We start from the raw sequence: 21,155 nt of genomic DNA, 5'->3' as shown, positions 1-21,155 counted from the left end.
CGTATGCTGGCTAATGACTTGCTTGAATAATTCGTACTTTGGAGTAATGTCTCCCCACTCTGTCAGCAAGGCATCATAATAATAGCTGGTCACATCTGGCGCCAGCTTCTCATAATTAGCGGCTGCGTACTCTTATCTTTCTTCTGTTCACTGTAGGCTTGCTTCCAGTTACTTAGTGTAGTTACCCCAATATCTAATTCGCGTGATAATAGGGTTCTACTAGATGCTCGATCGTTTTACGGCGGAATTCCTCACTCTAGCGTTTACGTTTTTGCTCCATATCTACACCTCATCGATTGCTAGTTGTACTTGCGTATACAAGTTTCCAATAACGAAGTGTCTACTTTTTAGTTTAAGTCCAGTTTGACCTCTTCCCCACCTTACGTCGGCTTTCACCTAGTAAAAACCCAATCAATAGCGTTCCAGCCCCATTCTATTAATTTCATTGAAGCCCCTAAATATTAATGTTATAAAACTTAACATTTATATTACAGGTTTTGCACTCTAAAGAGATTCATCCCGAAATAGCGATTAAAACTTAAAAAATAGGGTATTTAAGCGGTTTCTTCGACTTTTTTCTTGTTTGATTTACTTAATTAACTTAACTATTATAAGCCATAGACTGATAGAGAGATTCGAGGGAGGAGCCTTTTATGTAATGTATACGTCAGATATATCCGAAATTCCTCTGTCACTTTTGTCTACTAGGTTATTATATTTGACATTAATAGACTGGCTTAGGCCAACCCAAGGAGGACGCCATGATTAAACCGATTTATAAACTAGCCAGCCTTGTAATGCTGAGCACCTCGCTTCTCTTCACTCCTATCCTGGACACCAGCGCTTACGCCAGTGGTTCGGGCACATCTGTCGCTCAGGAGCAGTCCCAGGATCAGGCACCGAAGGCCATGGTTCAACTCTCCGGCCCTACCCTCACTTCGGTCGGCGATTCCTTCGCCGTAACCGTATCGTTAACGGGCGCAACCAGCGATGCGACGGCGGGGAAATTCATTTTCGAATATGACCCGACTCAGTTTGAGTACATATCCGCGACGTCAGCAAATTCAGCCGTCAGCATTGCCGGCGTAAACGCCGAGTCCGGCAAGGTGACTATCGTAACGATGGATACAACGGGCAGCCTTACAACGGCAGGCTCCCTCCTCACTTTGACCTTCAAAGCTAACGCAGCTACGGACCTGAGCGGAATCAGCGGCACGGTTGAGCTTGGGATCGACGACGGCAGTACGGTTCAAACACCTGAGGAATCGCTGGCCGTCCAGATTACAGGCGCAGCCGAGGGCGATCTGAACAATAACAATGTAATCGATGTTGGCGATCTCTCCGTCTTGATCAAATACTTCGGTATTGCCTCAGACGACCCGAACTGGACGAAGGTTGTAAACGGCGATTTCAACAAGAGCAACACAATCGATCTCCAGGATCTCGCCTCCCTAGGCAAAAAGGTGCTCTACGACAACGGCCAGCCGTTCCAACTGATGGAGACCGATATCATGAGCATTCAGAATGCTATGGCAGCCGGTAAATTGACGTCTGAGCAGCTCGTTCAGATGTACATGGACCGGATCAATGAATACGACGATGAAATCAATTCGCTTATTACGGTCAATCCAGATGCGCTGACGATCGCCAAGGCACTGGACGAAGAGCGCAAGGAGCAAGGTCCGCGCGGTCTCATGCACGGCATCCCTATCATCGTTAAGGATAACTACGACACCCTTGGCATGCCAACGAGCGCCGGTTGTACCTGCTTGAAGGATAACCAGACGGTCAGCGATGCCTTCATGATCAAGAAGCTGAAGGATGCCGGAGCGATCATCCTGGCCAAGGCCAACCTGAGCGAATTCGCGATTAACACGGACACGAACAGTTCGTTGGGCGGACAAACGTGGAATCCTTACGATTTGACCAAAAATCCGGGCGGCTCCAGCGGCGGTACAGGCGCATCGCTTGCTTCCAACTTTGGCGTAGCCGGTCTCGGCACCGATACAGGCGGTTCGATCCGCATCCCTTCGTCATGGAACAGCATTGTCGGCATCCGTCCAACAATTGGCCTGACAAGCCGCGACGGCATCATTCCGCTCGCGTTGTCCCAGGACGTAGGCGGACCAATGGCGAGAAACGTATCCGATGCGGCCATCCTGCTTGACGCGGTCAGCGGCTACGACCCGAACGATATCGCCACAGCCGGCAGCTTCGGCAGGAAGCCAGTCAGCTACACAAAATTTTTGGACAAGAACGGACTTAAAGGCGCCCGTATCGGCCTCGTCTTGGACAGCAGCGTTGTAGGCAACAATCAGGAAGTGCTTGCTCTGCTGAATCAAGCTGCCCAAGATATGCGGGATCAAGGTGCGACGGTAGTAGGTGTTAATATTCCGAATGTCGCCGATATTTTGAAATACCCAAGCCTCAGCGGTTATGAATTCAAATTTAACCTGAACGATTACCTGTCCAACCCGCGGATGGTCGATCCGGCCGTGGTTCGCTATCATTCATTGCAGGATATCATCAATTCGGGCACCGACTTCCTCTCAGTACTCAAAAGCACGTTGACCACGCGGAACAGCGTCGAGTCGCTTGATACGCAGGAGTACAAGGACATCGTGTTGTTCCGGCCGCGTACGACCCAACAGTCGCTGCTTCGCTTGATGGCTGACAATAACCTTGACGCCATCTTGTATCCTTCGACCTCGGGACCTGCGGGCTCCAGCTCCGGGAATGCAAACCGACTAAGCCCATTCTCCGGCTTCCCTGCCATTAGCGTTCCGGCGGGTTACGTGTCCAGCGGCTTGCCGGTTGGCATCGAGCTGCTCGGCCGCCCTTACGAGGAAGGCGAGCTGATCAAGCTTGGTTATGCTTACGAACAAGCGACACATCATCGCGAAACGCCGAAATCGGTTCCAGCTTTGCCCGGCGAATAAGTTCCAGGGAACGTAACCGGAGAACAGAGAGCGGAGGGGCGGAGAAGATAAGCCCCCCTTCCACTCCTTCTCCCTTTACATTTTCGCCGGCGTTTGACTATACGAGAAAGGACGAACCTCTTATGGCGCGTAAACGATTATCCTTGCTTACGACGATTTGCTTGGCAATAGCCATGCTTGTACCCCAATATACAATGGCGGCGGCCGATCCGACCTCCTTTTCCATGACATCCGACAAAAGCTCCCTGAACAGCGGCGACGAAGTCACCGTAACGGTAAAAGGAAGCCAATTGCAGGATGTATATGCCTACGAATTGCATGTGTATTATGACTCCGATCTGCTGACGTTCAAGACAGGCAGCGAAAAAACGACCTTGGTTGGCTTCAGCACGCCGGCCAAAGTTACCGCGGACGGCGCTGGCGAATCTCATCTCGTGTTCGCCCACACGAAGTCGGGAAGCTCGCCAGGCGACAGCGGCGATCTAGATCTGGCATCCTTCACCTTCACGGCAGCCGCTAACGGAAAGGCCGACATCGAGGTCAGAAAGATCCGGCTGATCGATTCGGGACTGACCGCAAGTACAATTGACAATCATTATGGCACCTCCGTTCAAATCGGATCATCGGGTGGTTCAGGCGGTTCAGGCGGATCCTCGGGCAGTTTGCCAGTCGAGCCGGAGGGCACGTTGACTGTAACGACCGATCAATTGAAGAACGGCAAACCAATTGAGGTGCCGGCATCCGTCACCTTGATCAAGCTGCCGGCCAATACGGACGAGCTGCTTGGAAAAGGCGTGCTGAGCATCACTACCTCCAGCAAAGCCTCGCTGGATATTCCATCTAGCGCGTTCACTGAACTGAAGAAAACGCTAACCGCCGCGCAGCTGCAGGGCGGATCGATTGCCCTGACCGTCAAACCGGTGGAAGGAACAGCTAAACCCGCATTCGGAACAGATGCCAAGCTCAGCGGGCATATCTACGAACTGAAGCTGCAATGGATTGCGGCGGACGGAACTTCGTACGATCTGCATCAATTCAGCGAGCCCGTGACACTTCGTCTGCCGGTCGACGCTTCGACCAACCCGAAGCTGGCGTCCATCTTCTATCTTCCGGATAGCGGAGCGCCCGAATTCGTAGGCGGGACGTACGAGAATGGCGTATATGTTGCACAGCTCTCGCATTTCAGCTCTTACGCGGTACTTGAGATCGACAAGCATTTCTCCGATGTCCCTGACAGCTATTGGGCATCCGGCGTAATCAAGGAGCTTTTCGCGAAGCAAATCGTGACCGGCACGACAGCATCCACCTTCGAGCCGAACCGCAGCATTACCCGCGCCGAATTTACCGCGCTGCTCGTCAGGGCGCTTGGACTGAAGGCGGAAGGAAAGCCTGCCTTCACGGACATTCCCGCAGACGCCTGGTATGCTGCCGACGTTGCCACCGCATACAAAGCCGGTATCGTGCAAGGCGTAAGCAGCACAACGTTCTCCCCCGGCGCCAACATTACCCGCCAGGAGATGGTTACACTTGCGATGCGAGGCTACGATTTAATGAAAGGCAAGCCTGCGTCTGTGACAGCCGAGCCTTTCAAGGATGAAGACTCCATCTCCGCTTGGGCGCTGGATAACGTCAAGAAGGCCGCATCGCTTGGCATCGTTCAAGGACGGGCGAAGGGCGAATTCGTACCGCTTGGCACCTCGACCCGTGCGGAAGCCGCTCAAATGCTTTATGGAGTAATTAATAAGCTGTAAGCCTGGTCCGCCGGGAATACAGCAAATAGCAATTCGGATCTTCATTGGAACCGGAGGGGAACTAATTCCCTTCCGGTTTTTGCGCTTGTTTGCCTGCCAAGCAGTCTTCTGTTCCAGAATCGAAATTCACTCCCACATAAACCGCAAATCGGCGGCTCCCCCACCCTTTCTAATCTCCTTTCCTCCGCTTCCATCCATTAGATAAACCAAGTATCCTGAGACTTTTGAATAATAGCTCCAATATTTTTTACAAATTTTATTTAAAACATCGTTGACAGGACACCAAAAGGTGTCCTATACTAAACACAACAAACCGACACCTAAAGGTGTCCAATAAAACAATCAGTCACACTAGCCAATCCGCAGCTGGCATACAAATTAAAACCATTTTCGAGGAGGAAATAAAAATGAACAATACAATCGGCGCGGTAACAACCGCAAAAGCTGGAACTAAGCTTCAAGGGAAAAAGGTGGCCTATTGGTCCGTCACGTTACTGCTTGCCGCAGCTCTTACGTTAAGCGGTCTCGGACAGCTAATGAAATTAGGCGGAAATGTGGATCTCGTCACGAATCTGGGGTATCCCTTATACATCATGCAAATTCTAGGGGTTTGGAAGCTGCTTGGAGTGATTGCCGTTCTTGCACCGCGATTTCCGCGGCTGAAGGAATGGACCCACGCCGGGATCTTCTTCTTGATGACAGGCGCCGCATTCTCCCATCTGCTTGATCACGATTATGGCGATGGCGGGTTTAATGTGATCCTTCCGCTCTTCTATACTCTGCTGAATATCGCGTCGTGGGCGCTTCGTCCGGAGAACCGCAAGTTCTAGGATACACCAATTGAGGTTACGGTTAGACCAGCTTTTAGAGTAGCGCATGCTTCTTGCGAGGCTATAATGGTTTCACAATGCCGCTACATTGGATTATGTGCAGTAAGTTTTCGACCGGCAACACCATAACCAAATAAGCCCCCGGAGAGCATCACGCTCCCCGGGGGCTGTTTGTTTTCACACTTTCCTATTTCAAAATATCCTCTTGAATTGTCTTCTGATCCTTCACGATCTGGAAAATATCATCCGGCATCAGCACGGTATCTTTGTTCGCGGTATACCATTCTTGGTAGAACGCATCAATCTTCTCACCATTATACTTCTTCCAAAGGCCTTGCATCTCTGTTATAGCCTTTTCAGGTGTATAGCTTGCGCCGCTTACAATTGCTTTCGTGGTGAGGTTGCCAATCTCAGTAGTCGCATTCTGTTGGTCCACCAGCAGGTCTTGCGGAACAGTAGGCAAATGCTCTACGTGTGTCAGGCCAGGGAACTGGGCACCTTGATCAATCATGTTATAGAGAATTTCCATGTTTTCCTTGAACTTATCCTTCGCGAGCTTCTCATCCGGCTTATCCGGATTAAAGCTGCTTGCGATGAACGAACATTTGCCGCCGCTTACAACCGAGAAGATCATATTATAGTCTTGACCTAGGTAGCCCAGCTCCGTCTTGTTCTTCTCTTGATCAATTGGATTCGGACAGCCGGTTGCCCCTGCTTGCCAATGCTCACCCTCAATACCGTTTGTCAGTGTTCTGCCAGTCTCTGGTGTTGACAGGAAGTCTACATATTCCATAATCGCTTTTGGATCCTTGGCATTGCGGTTCACAACCGCTGTCAGCTGCACCGGATTGTTAATCCAGACTGTGTACTGGCCAAGCGGAGATTTTGGATTTGGTACAATCTCAAGATCTGCTCCTGGTACATTTGCCTTCAACGTCGCATAATCCGTAATCCACAGACGGTTCCACATATTCGTGTTTGCCTGTACGAAATAGATGCCTGTCTTCCCGTTCAGGAAGTCCTGACGAGCCTTTGCTCCGTTGTTGTCGGTAATAAAGTCTTTATCAATAATTCCTTCATCATACAGTTGTTTAGCGAAAGCAATGTATTGCTCGAAGTTATCCCATGTACGCACCAGCTTACCGTTTTCATCCACATAGGAGTTATTCAAGCCGGTTCCGCCGAAAATATCCGTAATACCTGGGCCGATATTTAATCCATAGGTATCCTTCTTACCATTGCCATCCGGGTCCTGCTCGGCGAATGCCTTCGCCACCTGATACAGCTCCTCGGTTGTTTTCGGAGTTGTTAATTTGAGCTTGTCCAGCCAGTCCTGGCGAATAACGATAACATTCTGCGGAATCGCTTCGTTTAACTTGCCGAACTCATACATCTTCCCGTCCGCCTTGGTAGCTGCTGATTTCAGAGCCGGATTGTCCTTTAGAAGCTTCTTGTAAGTCGTGCTGTATTGGTTGATCATATCGTCCAGCGGCATCAGCTGCTTCTGATCATATAGCGGGTTCTTGATATTTGGGTCGAATTCGAAGATCAGATCCGGCGCACTGCCGGATGCGAACAGCGTATTCAGCTTTTGCTTTGACTCTGTCCGTGGAACAGCCGTAAATTTCACATTCGTTGGACCGTTCTCGTTAATCCACTTAGTCCAACGGTTTTTCTCCATCGTGCCTTCGGAAGCTGCAATCAATCCACGGTCGTATACCGTCGCGCTGATCGTCGACTTTTTACCGCTGCCACTGTCGCCGGACTGTGCACTGTTATTCGCATTGTCATTATTTCCGCAAGCCGCCAGAACTGCAAGCAGTGTTAACGATGCACCTGCTATTAAAGCATTTCTCTTCGTCATCTTTACCATATATCTATTCCCCCATCGCCATAATGTAAAGTTAACCTTTCACAGACCCAAGCATGACACCTTTGACAAAATACTTCTGCAAGAACGGATAGATTAGAACCATTGGCAGAATCAGTACAATGATACCGGCCGACTTGATTCCTTCAGGCACAAGTTCCAGAGCAGTCGTATCATTCGCAAGCGATTCAGTCAGCAAAGACTGACTTGCAATCATCTGCTGAATAAGAACGGTAATTGTATATTTTTCGGTCGAGTTGATATAAATGAGTACGTTCATGAAATTGTTCCAATAGCCTACGCCATAGAACAGGACTAGTGTTGCAATGACCGGCATGGATAAAGGAAGAATAATCCTGAACAGCAAAGTCATTTCCTTGCAGCCATCAATTCGTGCCGCCTCTTCAATCTCCGGTTCAATGCCTTCAAAGTAAGAACGCATAATGAGCATATTATACGTGCTGACCGCCCCTGGCATCCAAATCGACCAATACGAGTCTATCAGACCCAGGCTCTTCACAACCAGATAAGTAGGAATTAATCCGCCGGTGAAGACCATCGTGAATAGTAACATCAGCGTAAAGGTTCTTCTGCCGTAGAAATAGCCCTTCGACAGCGGATAAGCCGCACAGATGGTAAAGACCATCGATATGATTACGCCGCCTACTGTCATAACAACCCCGTTCCAAAGTGAGGCCAGCACCCGCGTTCCTTCAAATAGAGCTGAATAGCTCTGCAACGTGACATCGATGGGCCAGAGTAATACTTTGCCTGACTCAACGGCCTGCTTGCCGCTGAAGGAAATGGACAGAATGTTGATCACCGGTGCTAGACACGAGATCGAAATGAGCAGCAGGAGAACCGAAATCCCTATTCTTGTTATTTTATCTCCAGTAGATTCTCTCATCCTCGCTCACCTCAGAACAAATTGTTATCGAACTTCTTAGCCAACAGATTTGCGGCCAGAATAAGAATAAAGGCTACAACAGATTCGAACAGACCTAGCGCCGTTGTCAGGCTGAATTGTCCACCCTGAATACCAAGTGTATAAATATAAGTACTAATAACCTCCGAAATATCGGATACCATTGCGTTACGAAGGTTGTAGATTTGATCGAAACCAACCTCTAAGACTCGTCCCATGGAGAGAATTAGCACTAAGATGATTGTGCCTCTAATTCCTGGCAGCGTAACATTCCAGGTTTGTTTCCATTTGCTTGCCCCGTCAATCGAAGCCGCTTCATAAAGTGCTGGAGAAATTGATGTAAGAGCTGCCAGATAAATAATGGTGCTGAAGCCCATCTCCTTCCACACGCCGGAGCCTACAAAGATCGTGACCCAGGAGAGGGTTTTGTACAGGAACGGATACGGTTCGCCGTATTTGTCTTCAATCCAATGGTTCAGGAAGCTGGATTCCATCGAGAACAGTGTGATGACCATGCCGCCTACGATAACCCAGGAGAAGAAATGGGGCAGATAAACGACTGTCTGGACGAATTTTTTATACCATGTACGTCTAACGCTATTAATCATGAGTGCCAGGACAATCGGTACCGGAAACCCTACCACCAGATTGAGCACGCTCAGCCAAAGTGTATTCCATATAATCCGAAGCGTTTTATCATTGCTGAATAGCATTTCGAAGTTTTTAAAGCCTACCCAGGGACTGTGGAACACCCCATCAAAGAAGTTGTAGTTCTCAAAGGAGATGATCAGCCCTCCTATTGGCAAGTATCTAAAAATCAAGTAATATGCAAGTGCCGGAGCGAACATCAACAGAAGAGGCACATTTTTTTTGAACTTAGATGCTGATTTCATGTTTTCCCTCCTTTCGAGTTTCTGTTAACCTTTGACCTGTAACTAGTGTATCCGGTTACAAAATGTACTTCTTTAACTTTAGTTAGAGGAACCTTTGTTTAAATTAGATCTTGTGTTAACGGAGGACGGCAGCTATGTTCAACTTACCCTTTCAAACCCGAAGTCTTGTCGTAAAGCTTATTCTCAGCTTGTCGCTCATCGTTATTCTCACTTCCTCTATTACCGGGATTATCGTGTACCGGTCCAATCAGAAGATGTTCCGCGAGGAAATCCGAAGCCAATTTCTGCAAAATAACAAGCAGGCGCTTCAGCGGATCAATCAGAATATTCACGAGGTGGAGCGTGTCTCGCAGTCCATCGTCTTCCACCCTACTGTTGTGTCCATCCTGACGAATTCCTTGAAAAACGAAGATAAAGTCGAACAGCTTCAGCTTATGTATGAGATGGTCTCGCAGGCCAAGCTGGATGCCCCTCATGTCAAGGCAATGTTCATCTACAATCTGCGCGGCGAAAGCTATTATAATGCGAATTTCGGAGCTGTCTCGATGCTGGATCAGCCTACTCGCAGCCTCATTAATCAAGAGCTGGCTGGGACGAACGGGGCGTTGACCTGGTTCAGGTTGAAGCTTCCGAGCACAGCGGATCCAAGCGGTTACAGGAACATGATTATAGCGGCACGCCAAATGAAGAGCACCTTCCAGCAAACGTACGGAACACTTGTGCTGGTGCTGGATGAAGGCTTTTTCTCGGAGGTGATCGACGATATTGGACAAGATGACAGCATTGTCTATCTGCTTGACCGCAAGGACCGCCTTTTGTTTAGCGAGCAGAATCAGGACGATACTGACGCCGAGCCGAAGCCCGAAGTCATTCCGCTGCAGCACGACGAGGATGAGCAGGCGTCTGTTGTCCAAGCTACCGAGCAGGGCAACTATCTGTTTGTAAAAAACATTTCCGATTCCGGTATCTTCAAGCTGATCAGCGGCTTAGGGCTCGATGCGCTGGACAAGCGGAACGCAGATATATTGAAGACAATCGCTATATCCGGCCTGTCCAGTATCCTGCTGACGGGTCTGCTTCTAACGCTCACCAGCACTAGACTGCTTCGGCCTCTGGGCAACCTGGTATCCGGGATGAGGCGGCTCCGTTCGGGTCACATGAATGCCCGTGTCGAAGTTCGCTCCAAGGATGAACTCGCCTTTCTCGGAGAGTCGTTTAACGATATGGCCGACCATATTCAGAAGCTGATTGATGAGGTGCTGCTGAAGCAGCTGCGGGAGAAGGAAGCTGAGCTGAGGGCAATTCAGGCGCAGTTGAATCCGCATTTTCTATATAATATATTGAACGAAATCTACTGGAAGCTTTATCTCCAGAATGTGAAGGACACAGCTGCCATCATCCAGTCGCTGTCCAAAATCCTGCAATATTCCTTGAAGCCTATCGAGCAGACAAGCACATTAAGGGAAGAGCTCGAGCAGCTTCGGAGCTATATAAAGATTCAGATGGAGCTGTTCCATCCCGAGCTGGAGCTGGATATTCAGACGGACGAGCATCTGCTGTCGACGGAAATTCAAAGACTGGTTCTGCAGCCAGCGGTAGAAAATGTCTTTGTCCACGCTTTTGCCAATAAGACAAAAGCGGACAAGAAGCTGCTGCGAATCCATGCTTATCAGGAGCAGGATCATCTGAGAGTAGATATAACGGATAACGGCAGAGGTATTGAACCCGAGATGCTGCGCAAATTATCGGCCAGTGAACGGGACATCCTCGGCAATCATCTCGGCATTCATAACGCGGTGCGGCGGATTCTGCTTGTGTACGGGGCACCTTACGGCTTGCAGTTCATAAGTAAGGTGGATAGCGGAACAACTGTTAGTTACATTTTACCGATCAGTAGTAAGGGGGGATTCATATGAAGGGAACTGTCTTAATCGTCGAGGATCAGCCTAATTTTCGTGAGGGACTGAAGTTTTTTATCAGCCAAAGTATGGCGAACTGGACCGTGATTGGAGAAGCCGAGACCGGAGAAGAAGGCTGGAATAAAGCCGTGGAGCTAAAGCCTGACCTTATTCTGATGGATATTCATATGCCGGTTATGAACGGAATTGAGCTCGCGGAGCGTATTCACAAACATAACCTCGATATTCTGTTCATTATCATCACTGGCTTTCAAGACTTTCAATATGCGCAGTCTGCTATTCGCTACGGTGCAATGGACTTCTTGTTAAAACCCTGCTCAGATGAAGATATTTCGGGCATTCTGGACAGTGCATTCAAGAGGTTGAGAGTGAAACGCAAGGAGCAGCAGGCCACCAAGGAGCATCTGCTTCGTTCCATCTTGCTCAAGTATCAGAGGAATCAGGAGCTGGCATCTCATTTCATCCATCTGTTCCAGAGCAGCCAGTTGTGGCTGATTACGATAACGGATTACTTCCCTTCAGCGAAAAACTACCGGGCCGACGATCTGTATGTGCTGCAATACGGGATCTATAATATCATTTTGGAACTGGCATTGAGCGAGGATGCGGATGCCAAGCTGCTCATTTTGAAGGAGGATCAGTTTATCCTGTCGCTGCCGTCCTCAGAGCATACAACCGAATCTTGGCGTGAAAATGCAGCGATTGCTGTTCGCGAGTATCTCGGAATTGAGATCGATAGTACTCTGCTTGGACCAAGCTCGGATATCCCTCAATTGATGTCTGCGTACACGGACTATTGCGAGCATCGCACACAACCGGCAGGGATTCCGCAGCCTGAGGGTAAGAGCAGCAAACATCAAGCCGTTGAAGCTGTGAAAAATGAAGTAATGTCATTAATCATCTCCGGCGATCATCTTGCGCTGCAGGATTACTTTGAGAAAGTGGGCCAGCACGTAGGTGTACTTCAGCTTACTGAAGGTAAACTTAACGTGATTAACCATACCCTAGCGCTAGATCAAATCTCTGAGGTACTCGGGCTATTCTCGAATCAAAGTAAACCGGTGGAAGTTCTGCTTCAGATGATCGATCAGCTTCATAATAACAATGAGCTGCGCTGCTGGTTCAAGGATACCTGTCGCGATTTCACAGTCCGGCTCGAGCGGTGGAAGCAGCAGGCCAATCCTTATGTGAACAGCATTCAGCAAGCGATTGACTATATTGAAGAGCATTATTTAGACAGCGACCTGTCGATTAAGCAGGTAGCCGAATGTATCCATCTGAACCCTAGTTACTTAAGTACGTTGTTCAAGAAAGAAACCGGCGAGACGTTCACGGGTTATGTCACCAAGCTGAAGCTTCAGAAGGCACAGGTGCTGCTGCGTAATACCGATATGAAAATATCAGAGATTTGCCAGACCGTCGGCTTCGACGACTCGACCTATTTCTCGAGCGTGTTTAAAAAGCACTTCCAAGTCTCGCCGAGCGAATTCCGGCAAAATCATTAAGAACGCAAAGGCGTAAAGAGCAGTGTGCCCCTAGGAGGCTGCTGCAATCGAACGGAGCTTAGATAAAGCCTTTCCAGTTGCCTCGGATCAAATGATGCTACTCCGGGATTCCGACGGCGCACCCCTACGTTGGATTTGATCCAGTGCATTTCTCGTGGATAGGCCGCTTCCCTTGACTAGATTGGAATTTATCCAGTATTTTCGCCGAATTTCTAGCTGCCAAGACTTATTTCGAGAATTATGCTGGACGAAATCCAACGTAGCAGCCGGTAGCTGCTTTCATGCACTATTATGCTGGACGAAATCCAACGTAACGTAGCCGGCAGTACGCTTCGTTTGAGCGATTCACTGGCAGTCTTCTTCGATATGGAAAAGGACCCTCTCAACGTCAATAACGGTCGAGAGAGTCCTTTTATATTTTCTATTAAACCAGATGGCAAGCAACCAGATGATCGGTGCCAATGGTCCGAAGAGCCGGCACCTCTTCCTTACAGCGCTCTGTCGCATAGGGACAGCGGGTATGGAACTTGCAACCGGATGGCGGATTAGCCGGGCTAGGGATATCGCCGCTCAATACAATTCGTTCCCGCTTCAGCTTGGGAATCGGGATCGGAACGGCTGACAGCAGTGCCTTCGTATAAGGATGCTGCGGACGCAGGAACAAGTCCTCCCTCGAACCCGTCTCCACCATGGAGCCGAGATACATAACGCCGATCCGGTTGCACAGGTGCTCCACAACGCTTAGATCATGAGAGATGAACAAATAAGATAATCCGTTTGTTTCCTGCAGCTTACGGAATAGATTGATGATCTGTGCTTGAATCGATACATCCAGCGCGGACATCGGCTCATCGGCAATGATAAGCTCGGGATTAAGCGCAAGCGCCCGTGCTATGCCAATCCGCTGACGCTGGCCGCCCGAGAATTCATGCGGAAGACGGTCAATATGATAGTCAGACAAACCGCATAACTCCAGCACCTCCAGCACCTTGCTGCGAATCTCCGACTTGTCGGCCAATTGATGATCAAGCAGCGCCTCTCCTATCGCATCGCCCACACGCACCCGCGGATTCAAAGAGCTGTACGGATCCTGGAAGATCAGCTGCAGAGCAGGCCGCAATTGCCGAAGCTCATCCTTCGGAAGCGAATAGATATCCGTTCCTTTGAACAGAACGTCGCCCGATGTCTTCTCGGTCAAGCGGGCAATCGAACGGCCGACGGTGCTTTTGCCGCTGCCCGACTCGCCCACGAGACCAAAGGTTTCGCCTTTGCGGATCGTGAAGCTAAGGTCATCAACGGCCTTCACATGACCAACCGTCCGATTCAGAAGTCCCGACTGGATGGGGAAATATTTTTTCAGATTGCGCACTTCCAGCAACGCTTCAGGCATACCGTTTCTCCTCCTCATACAGCCAGCAAGCCGCTTGCTGCAGATCGCCTACCGGGGTGAGCTCGGGCTGCTTGGTCCGGCAGATGGCCATACATTGCTCGCAACGGTCATGGAAGTAGCACGACTCCGTGAGCTCAAGCGGATTTGGTACTTGTCCGGGAATGGAATAAAGCTCATCCTGCAGTTGATTCATGATCGGCTTCGAACGCAGCAGTCCCTTTGTATAAGGATGCTTCGGATTCGCAAAGATCGCCTCCACTTCCCCCTGCTCCACGATTTTACCGGCGTACATGACGGCTACATAATCGGCCATTTCCGCCACTACGCCAAGATCATGGGTAATGAGCAGAATCGACATCCCGCTCTCTTCCTTCAGGCTGCGCAGCAGATCGAGAATTTGCGCTTGAATGGTCACGTCGAGCGCTGTAGTTGGTTCGTCGGCAATAAGGAGCTTAGGCCCGCAAGAGATGGCCATTGCGATCATAACCCGCTGCAGCATGCCGCCGCTTAATTCATGCGGATACGCATCGACAATCTGTTCCGCCCTGGAAATGCCCACTTGCTTAATGAGCTCGATTGCACGCTTGCGCGCCGCCTTCCTGCTCAGCTTCAGATGTTCCATCAGCGGTTCTATCACTTGCTCGCCGATCTTCAGAACGGGATTAAGCGAAGACATCGGCTCTTGGAAGATCATCGCGATTTCATGGCCGCGTATCGTACGAAGCTCGTTACGGGACAGCTTGAGCAGATCGCGGTCCTGAAACTGGATACTGCCGCCCTCTACCTTGCCGCCCGCATTTCCAATAAGCCCCATTACCGACATGGCGGTGATGCTTTTTCCGCTGCCGGATTCCCCTACGATACAGACCGTTTCGCCCGGCTTGATCCGCAGGCTGACATCGTCCACGGCACGGACAGTTCCGGCTTCCGTCTTGAAGAAGGTCTGGAGATGATCAATTGTTAGCAAATCCTTCATGATAGAAGCTCACCTACCTTTTCTGTTTCGGATCCAGCACATCGCGCAGACCGTCGCCAAATATATTGATGGCAATGACAGTCGCAAAAATGGACAAGCCCGGCGGAATCCACAGCCATGGCCGCTCCTGGAAATCAATCATGTTATTCGCGGCATCAATCATATTTCCCCATGTCGGCGTCGGAGGCATAACGCCCAATCCGAAGAAGCTAAGCACCGATTCGCTCAGTATCGCGCCGCCGATATTCAGCGTTGCAATAACGATAATAAGCGGCACAAGATTCGGAAGCAGATGCCGGAACAGTTTGCGTCTATCGCTGAGGCCAAGCACGATCGTCGCCTGCATGAACTCCCGCTCGCGCAAGGACAACATCTGCCCCCTAATCATCCGGGCTAATCCCGGCCAGCTGACGATGCTAAGCATCAGCATTACAATATACATCCGGTAGTCCGGAGGCACTTTCCACTCCGATAGCAGCGCACCGATAATAAACAGGAGCGGAAGGCTAGGTATCGTCAGCAGCAAGTCCGCCAGCCTCATAATGAGCTGATCGGCAACACCGCGATAATAACCGGCAATAATGCCAAGCAAAGTACCGATGAAGACGGACAATACCATCGAAGCGAGTCCGACCGTAAGCGAGATTCTCCCCGCCTGAAGCACGCGGGTCAGCACATCCCGTCCAAGCGTGTCTGTACCAAGCCAGTGCTTGGCATTCGGCGCGTGATTCATTAACGCCATATTGATTTTGTTATCGGCGTAAGGCGAGAAGAACGGTCCGATAAAACAAGACAAAAACATAATAATGACAACGGCAAAACCCGTTACCGCCAATTTGTTGCGTACAAGTCTCCGGAAGGATTGCTGCCATAACGAAGAACGGGCATGCGATTGATTCTTATTGACCTTTACTCCCTGAGCCATTTCACCACTGGCAATCGTCATCTATAAGCCCCCCTTCCTACAGCTTCACCCGCGGATCCGCGAGATGATACAGAATGTCGGACATAAGCGTACCGATTACCGTCAGCACGGCGATAAACATCGTAAAGCCCATGAGCAGCGGATAATCGCGCAGTCCGAAGGACTGCATATACAGTTGTCCGATACCCGGCCAGTTAAAAATCTTCTCAATAATAAGAGATCCTCCGAACAAGGCCGGAAGCTCGAAGCCAACCAGCGTGATGGCAGGCAGCAAGGCATTGCGAAGCGCATGGGTGAACAATACCTTGCGTTCCGTCAACCCTTTCGCCCGGGCAGTTCGTATATAGTCCTGTTTAATGACGTCAATCATGTTGCTGCGGAAGTAACGCGTCAGCGAACCAACGCCCAGCAGCGTCATAACAATTACCGGAAGCGTCATATGATGAATCACTTCCTTCACATAGGCAAATCCTTGGGCGTTGCTGCCCGTCGTAATCATTCCTCCTGGAGGCAGCCACTTCAAATCAACGGCAAGCACCTTAATCAGGAACAGCCCGATGAAGAAGGATGGGATAGACATCGCGGCAAAAATAAGCACCATCACCAGCGTATCAAACCAGGAATATTGTTTATACGCCGCAATGACCCCAATCACGACGGCAATCAGCCAGGTAAAGAAGGTGGAGATAGCCGCAAGAAGGAATGAGTTCCAGATGTATTGATTGAACAAGGTGAGTACCGGCTTCTGCTGGGCAAGCGAATAGCCGAAGTCTCCATGTATAGCATTCTTCATCCAAGTGAGATACCGCTCGATCAATGGCTTGTTAAGCCCGTAAATTTCCCGCAGCTCTGCCTTGCGTTCCGGGGTTAATTTAATATTGCCGGTGATGAAATCGCCCGGCGTCAAGGCGTACAAACTAAAGATCAGAAAGGAAGCGGCGAGCAATATAATAGCCATGTAGGTAAATCTCTTCACGAAATAAGTGCTCATATCGGCTCCTTAATCTCACACCCCCTGCACGGCTTAGGCCCGGGCAGGGGACATTATTTTTACTTCAGGTTCCAATTCGGCAGGCTTAACGCCAGCCCGTAGAATGGACTGATCGACAAATTCTCGATTCTTGCGTTATAAGCAAAGACACTCTTCTTATAGTTTGTAAAGATTACCGGCAAGTCATCATTAAGCAGCTGGAAGATTTCTTTATAGATCGCCTTGCGTTCTTCCATGTCGGTTGTAGCAAGTCCTTTCTCGTACAGCTCCTTGAACTTCGGATTATCGTAGCCTTTAATCTCGCCGTCTACGAATTGCAGCAAACCGTCAGCCGGATCGGTCAAAAGCGGAGTCGAGAAGGATACCATGTCATAATCTCCGCCTTCTACCTTGGAGACCAGCGCATTGAAATCCGCGAATACTTCAGGCTCAAACTCGACGCCCAGCGCCGCAAAGTTTTCTTTCGCAACCGCGATGAAGATATCCGTGTTCTTACTCTTTGTGCCGAGATAATGGATTTTCAGCTTCTCGCCGTCTTTCTCGCGAATGCCGCCTGCCCCAACGGTCCAACCTGCTTCATCGAGAAGCGACTTCGCTTTTTCCGTGTCGAATTTGTAGGGATTAATGTTATCTTCCGTATAGGCCCAAGAGATTGGCGAAGACGGAATGTTAGCCACAACGCCTGCCCCTTGGTTGGCATCCACGTAGATGCTTTGACGGTCAAGACCGTAGGTTAAAGCCTGGCGTACCTTCTTATCGTCAAGCGCCTTGTGCTCGAAATTAAGCTGCAGGTAGCTGTAAGTGCTTGGTGTATACGGAACGATATTAACGAAGCCGAGCGACTTCAGCTTGTCTATATTTTCGGTAGTGGCGCTGAATGAGGCATAGTCAACTTCACCTGTCTCCAGGTATTGCCACGTATCGCCTTCGGATGTTTTATAGATGAAGTCTTTGGTTTTCGGCTTCTCGCCGTAGTAGTTCTCATTAGCCGTAAAACGAACCTCTTGGCCAGGAATGAATTTCTCCAGCTTGTACGGGCCGGTGCCAAGCGGCTTCGAGCTAAGCTGTTTCATATAATCCAGATTGCCTTGCTTGTAGTCCTTGCCGTAGTAAGCCTTGGACAGAACATCGGAACCAAGCAGCACCAGGGCAGCCGCATTGGGCTTATCCAAAGTGACGGAGATGGTCTGCGGATCAGTCACCTTAATTCCCTCAATAGAGGTCGCGCTTCCGTCTTTGTAAGCCGCGCTTCCTTTAACACCCAGCGTATTGACCTGCGAATCACCGTCATACGACTTGTCATTCAGGATCGTCCATGTGAACGCTACATCCTCGCTTGTAAGCGGAGAGCCGTCGCTGAATTTCAGATCCTTGCGCAGGTGGAACGTATAGGTCAAGCTGTCAGGCGATACTTCCCATTTCTCCGCCAGTCCTGGCTGAGGAACGCCCTCGTCATCCACAGTAACAAGTGGGGTATAGAGAAGCGAAGAGACGTTGCCATCATATCCGCTTTGCTGGAAATAAGGAGTAAATGCACCGCTTGGGTCGGTGAGTCCGACAATAATCATATCCGTCCGCTTCTTTGCTTGATCAGGCAATTTGCTGATGTCACTGGCTAGAATCGTGTCCGTTAATCCTTGCGAAGCAGAGCCCGAGTTATTGCTGCTACCGGCTTGAACATTGGTATTGCTAGATGCCGGTGAATTCGCGGGCGCCTCGTTGCCATTATTGGAGCAAGCAGCAAGGAGCAAGGTGCCGACAAGCACAACCGATGTTGTGGCTAAAGTTAACTTTTTCATAAATACCCTCCCATAATGTACAATACTGATATCCCATCAATTCCGATTAAAAGACTATGAATTGGAATCTTTAGTCCCTATTATAGAAACTAGATACAGTTCTGTAAAGAGAGAACTAAAAAATATTTCTTTTTACAGAGAAATAAAGGGAATGACAAAAATGCCGCTTTCCCCTAATTGGGGCAAGCGGCATTTTCAATGTTGCTATTTTCCGGTTATATAATCCATAATGGCATGCTGCAAACGATCAAGCGTTCCGGCACGCAAGCTGTAAACCGTCAGGTTCTCCCCTTCAAAATGGGCATGAATCAGTCCCGCGCTCCGAAGTTTAGTAATATGATCATGCGTAATTCCTTTGGACAGCTTTAAATGGCGGTGAATCTCTATAAAGGTTCTTGGTCCTTGATGCAGATAACGCAGGATCTTCAGTCTGCTCTTCTCCCCCAAGCTTCTTAAGATGCGATAATCATGGGCGGATAAAAAATCCCCTTCGCTAAGGTCCACTCTCGCGGAGTAGTAGCAAAGCGTTAGCTGATTAAAGTGCGATATCACATTAATGGGCTGAAAGTGATACTGCGGAATCATCACAAGCTTACTTAAACTCGCTATAGGCTCAAAAATAAGTCCGTTTGTCGTCTCATCTATGAATTGCCAGGCTGGCGTGGCTGACTTGGCGTTCTTTCTCTCCGCTGCAACCTCCTCCAGGCTGCTCAATATTCGCGGGCTGATATGCTCGAAATATTGCTCCTGCCACATGGTGAACAGCTTGAGGATCTTCTCTTTGAATGCGCTCATATCTACCGGGAAACTGCTGCTGTACGGTGACATCCTTTCATACAGTTCACCCACACTCTGCTTGGACAGCCAATTCACAAAGGCCGGAACATCCGTTTCCGGACACAAATGAACAAGCAGAAACGCATATTTCCATTCCTGATCAATAGATAGTTGATCCAGCCATTCCGCCAAATCCGGAGTCAGCTTGATGCGGGTTTCCTGTGCCCAGCTAGGTGAAAGATCGAGCTTCTTATGCGATTTTCGGCAAATATAGGTATGCAAACTACTGATCGCTTCGTTCAGCGGTTTAAATTCGATGTCTATATGGTAATCCATCCACACCCACCCTTCGCCTTCTAGGTCGAAATACCTTGACTTGGGCGTATTCTACACGGAAATGAATACGATTGCAACATGAAGAGCAGCACCCAAAGAGCATAATGCTCCCCGAATGCTGCTCTTCTATAATAGTAGATTCTAATTATTGACTAACAATGGAGCCCATCGACGCAGATGCTAACGGTCCGAAGCCTTCGGTTGGCTCGCCTACCGGCTGATTCACTTTGAACAGGAAGCTTGCGCCGTCAACCGTCTTCACGATAACTTCCTTCGTCAGCTTATCGCCGGAAGCTTTAAGCATCAGGTCGAAATCGCCAATCATCGAATTAGAGTCCTTTGGATCAATCGTCTGCACATCACCTGTAGCTGCAAGCTCTTTCTCCGCATCTGCCTTAATATCCTCCAGCTTGAAGCCCTCCGGAAGCTTGCTGATCTCTACATAATAGTTGTTGTCGACATTCATAATCAATTTGCCTGCTGCAGCATCGAATTTGAATTGTTCGAAGATATACAGAGCATAACCGTCACCCTTTGCGAGCGTACCCGTACGGGTCTCTTCATTTCCTTCCAGTTGGAACTTGAAGTCCTTCGTAGCTGGAAGCTCTAAAGCAGGCGTATCTTCGGCAGACTTCTCAATCTTCGTAATCGTCAGCAGCTTAGCTGTTGCATCACCTTCAATTGCAGCCTCCGTATACTCGAACGTTACGGCATCGCCATCCTTCAACGAAGCAACCACTTCATCCGTTCCTTCTCCAAGCTGATAGGCAGCTGCCTCGCCATCCACTGTAATTTCAACCGTATGGGAGTCGGCCAAGCCGACAAACACGCCATGACCTTGTTTGGTTTCTGCATTTGGTGATTCCGTAGGCGCCGGTGTTGCCGATTCCGTTGGACTCGTCGTAGGAGCCGCATTATTATTGTTGTTACCGTTGCAAGCGGACAGTAGAAAAGCCGCCAGGACAGTACTGCTAAGCAGAATAGTCCATTTTGTCGTGATGTTCTTGTTTTTCATTTGTTACCTCCTATAAAGAATTGCAACGCAATTCTTACTTCGTAAGCATTAGCTAAAGAATTGCAACGCAATTCTTGCTTCGTAAGCAATGCTCACTATTACAAACGAATACACCTCTCTGAAGGTTACATTAAATTTATGAATAACATCCCCCAAGATAAGGGAAACCTTGTAATATCTCGCCATAAGAGGGGGTTCCTTGCATCGACAGCACTACTATTTTGGAGCATAATGAGAGAAATATAATTTAAAGGTTGTAATTCCGAGTAATCCGATGTAATATAAATTTCATCAGAACAGCTCAGACAAAACTG

15 protein-coding genes and 1 pseudogene are annotated in these 21,155 nt (G+C 49.2%); 5 read left to right on the top strand and 11 right to left on the bottom strand.

The genetic code is table 11. The features are described from left to right. Positions 1-18 precede the first annotated feature (18 nt). Positions 19-111 (bottom strand): annotated as a pseudogene (locus AC0YNT_RS11270) (beta-galactosidase); the annotation flags it as partial. Positions 112-761: 650 nt separating this feature from the next. On the opposite strand from AC0YNT_RS11270, the gene AC0YNT_RS11265 reads away from it, so the two are divergent. From AC0YNT_RS11265 to AC0YNT_RS11255, 3 genes are all read left to right on the top strand, one after another. Beyond that, the gene (locus AC0YNT_RS11265) at positions 762-2,939 is read left to right on the top strand and encodes an amidase family protein (RefSeq protein ID WP_475804647.1); all 2,178 of its coding nucleotides are present in this window, start codon (positions 762-764) and stop codon (positions 2,937-2,939) included. Between the two features lie 122 nt (positions 2,940-3,061). Continuing rightward, entirely contained in the window at positions 3,062-4,690 is a 1,629-nt protein-coding gene (locus tag AC0YNT_RS11260; protein WP_475804646.1) for an S-layer homology domain-containing protein, read from the top strand. 407 nt (positions 4,691-5,097) lie between these two features. Next, entirely contained in the window at positions 5,098-5,520 is a 423-nt protein-coding gene (locus AC0YNT_RS11255) for a DoxX family protein (RefSeq protein ID WP_475804645.1), read from the top strand. A 187-nt stretch (positions 5,521-5,707) separates the two neighbouring features. On the opposite strand, the gene AC0YNT_RS11250 is transcribed toward AC0YNT_RS11255, so the two are convergent. Genes AC0YNT_RS11250 through AC0YNT_RS11240 form a run of 3 tightly spaced genes read right to left on the bottom strand, consistent with a single transcriptional unit; the run spans position 5,708 to position 9,208 of the window. Further along, entirely contained in the window at positions 5,708-7,393 is a 1,686-nt protein-coding gene (locus AC0YNT_RS11250; RefSeq protein ID WP_475804644.1) for an extracellular solute-binding protein, read from the bottom strand. 31 nt (positions 7,394-7,424) lie between these two features. Then, on the bottom strand, positions 7,425-8,297 hold the full coding sequence (locus AC0YNT_RS11245) for a carbohydrate ABC transporter permease (RefSeq protein WP_441892715.1): 873 nt from the start codon (positions 8,295-8,297) through the stop codon (positions 7,425-7,427). Between the two features lie 11 nt (positions 8,298-8,308). Further along, entirely contained in the window at positions 8,309-9,208 is a 900-nt protein-coding gene (locus AC0YNT_RS11240) for an ABC transporter permease (RefSeq protein ID WP_167278290.1), read from the bottom strand. Positions 9,209-9,342: 134 nt separating this feature from the next. On the opposite strand from AC0YNT_RS11240, the gene AC0YNT_RS11235 reads away from it, so the two are divergent. Continuing rightward, positions 9,343-11,124: a cache domain-containing sensor histidine kinase gene (locus AC0YNT_RS11235; protein ID WP_475804643.1), complete on the top strand. Its 1,782-nt coding sequence runs from the start codon at positions 9,343-9,345 to the stop codon at positions 11,122-11,124. Beyond that, the gene (locus tag AC0YNT_RS11230; protein ID WP_475804642.1) at positions 11,121-12,632 is read left to right on the top strand and encodes a response regulator transcription factor; all 1,512 of its coding nucleotides are present in this window, start codon (positions 11,121-11,123) and stop codon (positions 12,630-12,632) included. Before AC0YNT_RS11235 ends, AC0YNT_RS11230 begins: the two co-directional genes overlap by 4 nt. 424 nt (positions 12,633-13,056) lie before the next feature. On the opposite strand, the gene AC0YNT_RS11225 is transcribed toward AC0YNT_RS11230, so the two are convergent. From AC0YNT_RS11225 to AC0YNT_RS11195, 7 genes are all read right to left on the bottom strand, one after another. Continuing rightward, positions 13,057-14,022: an ABC transporter ATP-binding protein gene (locus AC0YNT_RS11225; protein WP_475804641.1), complete on the bottom strand. Its 966-nt coding sequence runs from the start codon at positions 14,020-14,022 to the stop codon at positions 13,057-13,059. After that, positions 14,015-14,998, bottom strand: coding sequence for an ABC transporter ATP-binding protein (locus AC0YNT_RS11220; RefSeq protein ID WP_475804640.1), 984 nt, complete (start codon positions 14,996-14,998; stop codon positions 14,015-14,017). Before AC0YNT_RS11220 ends, AC0YNT_RS11225 begins: the two co-directional genes overlap by 8 nt. Before the next feature lie 13 nt (positions 14,999-15,011). Then, positions 15,012-15,923: an oligopeptide ABC transporter permease gene (gene opp4C / locus AC0YNT_RS11215; RefSeq protein WP_475804943.1), complete on the bottom strand. Its 912-nt coding sequence runs from the start codon at positions 15,921-15,923 to the stop codon at positions 15,012-15,014. A gap of 37 nt (positions 15,924-15,960) precedes the next feature. Then, the gene (locus tag AC0YNT_RS11210) at positions 15,961-16,914 is read right to left on the bottom strand and encodes an ABC transporter permease (RefSeq protein ID WP_167278284.1); all 954 of its coding nucleotides are present in this window, start codon (positions 16,912-16,914) and stop codon (positions 15,961-15,963) included. A gap of 59 nt (positions 16,915-16,973) precedes the next feature. Beyond that, positions 16,974-18,713, bottom strand: a complete 1,740-nt coding sequence (locus AC0YNT_RS11205; protein ID WP_475804639.1) for an ABC transporter substrate-binding protein — start codon at positions 18,711-18,713, stop codon at positions 16,974-16,976. A 204-nt stretch (positions 18,714-18,917) separates the two neighbouring features. After that, entirely contained in the window at positions 18,918-19,826 is a 909-nt protein-coding gene (locus AC0YNT_RS11200; RefSeq protein ID WP_475804638.1) for an ArsR/SmtB family transcription factor, read from the bottom strand. A 145-nt stretch (positions 19,827-19,971) separates the two neighbouring features. Continuing rightward, the gene (locus AC0YNT_RS11195) at positions 19,972-20,841 is read right to left on the bottom strand and encodes a hypothetical protein (RefSeq protein ID WP_475804637.1); all 870 of its coding nucleotides are present in this window, start codon (positions 20,839-20,841) and stop codon (positions 19,972-19,974) included. Positions 20,842-21,155: the final 314 nt, after the last annotated feature.

The organism is Paenibacillus sp. J22R56, from assembly GCF_056269375.1.
Note: the sequence above shows the minus strand (reverse complement) of the source record. Positions and strands in the feature narration are given on the sequence as shown.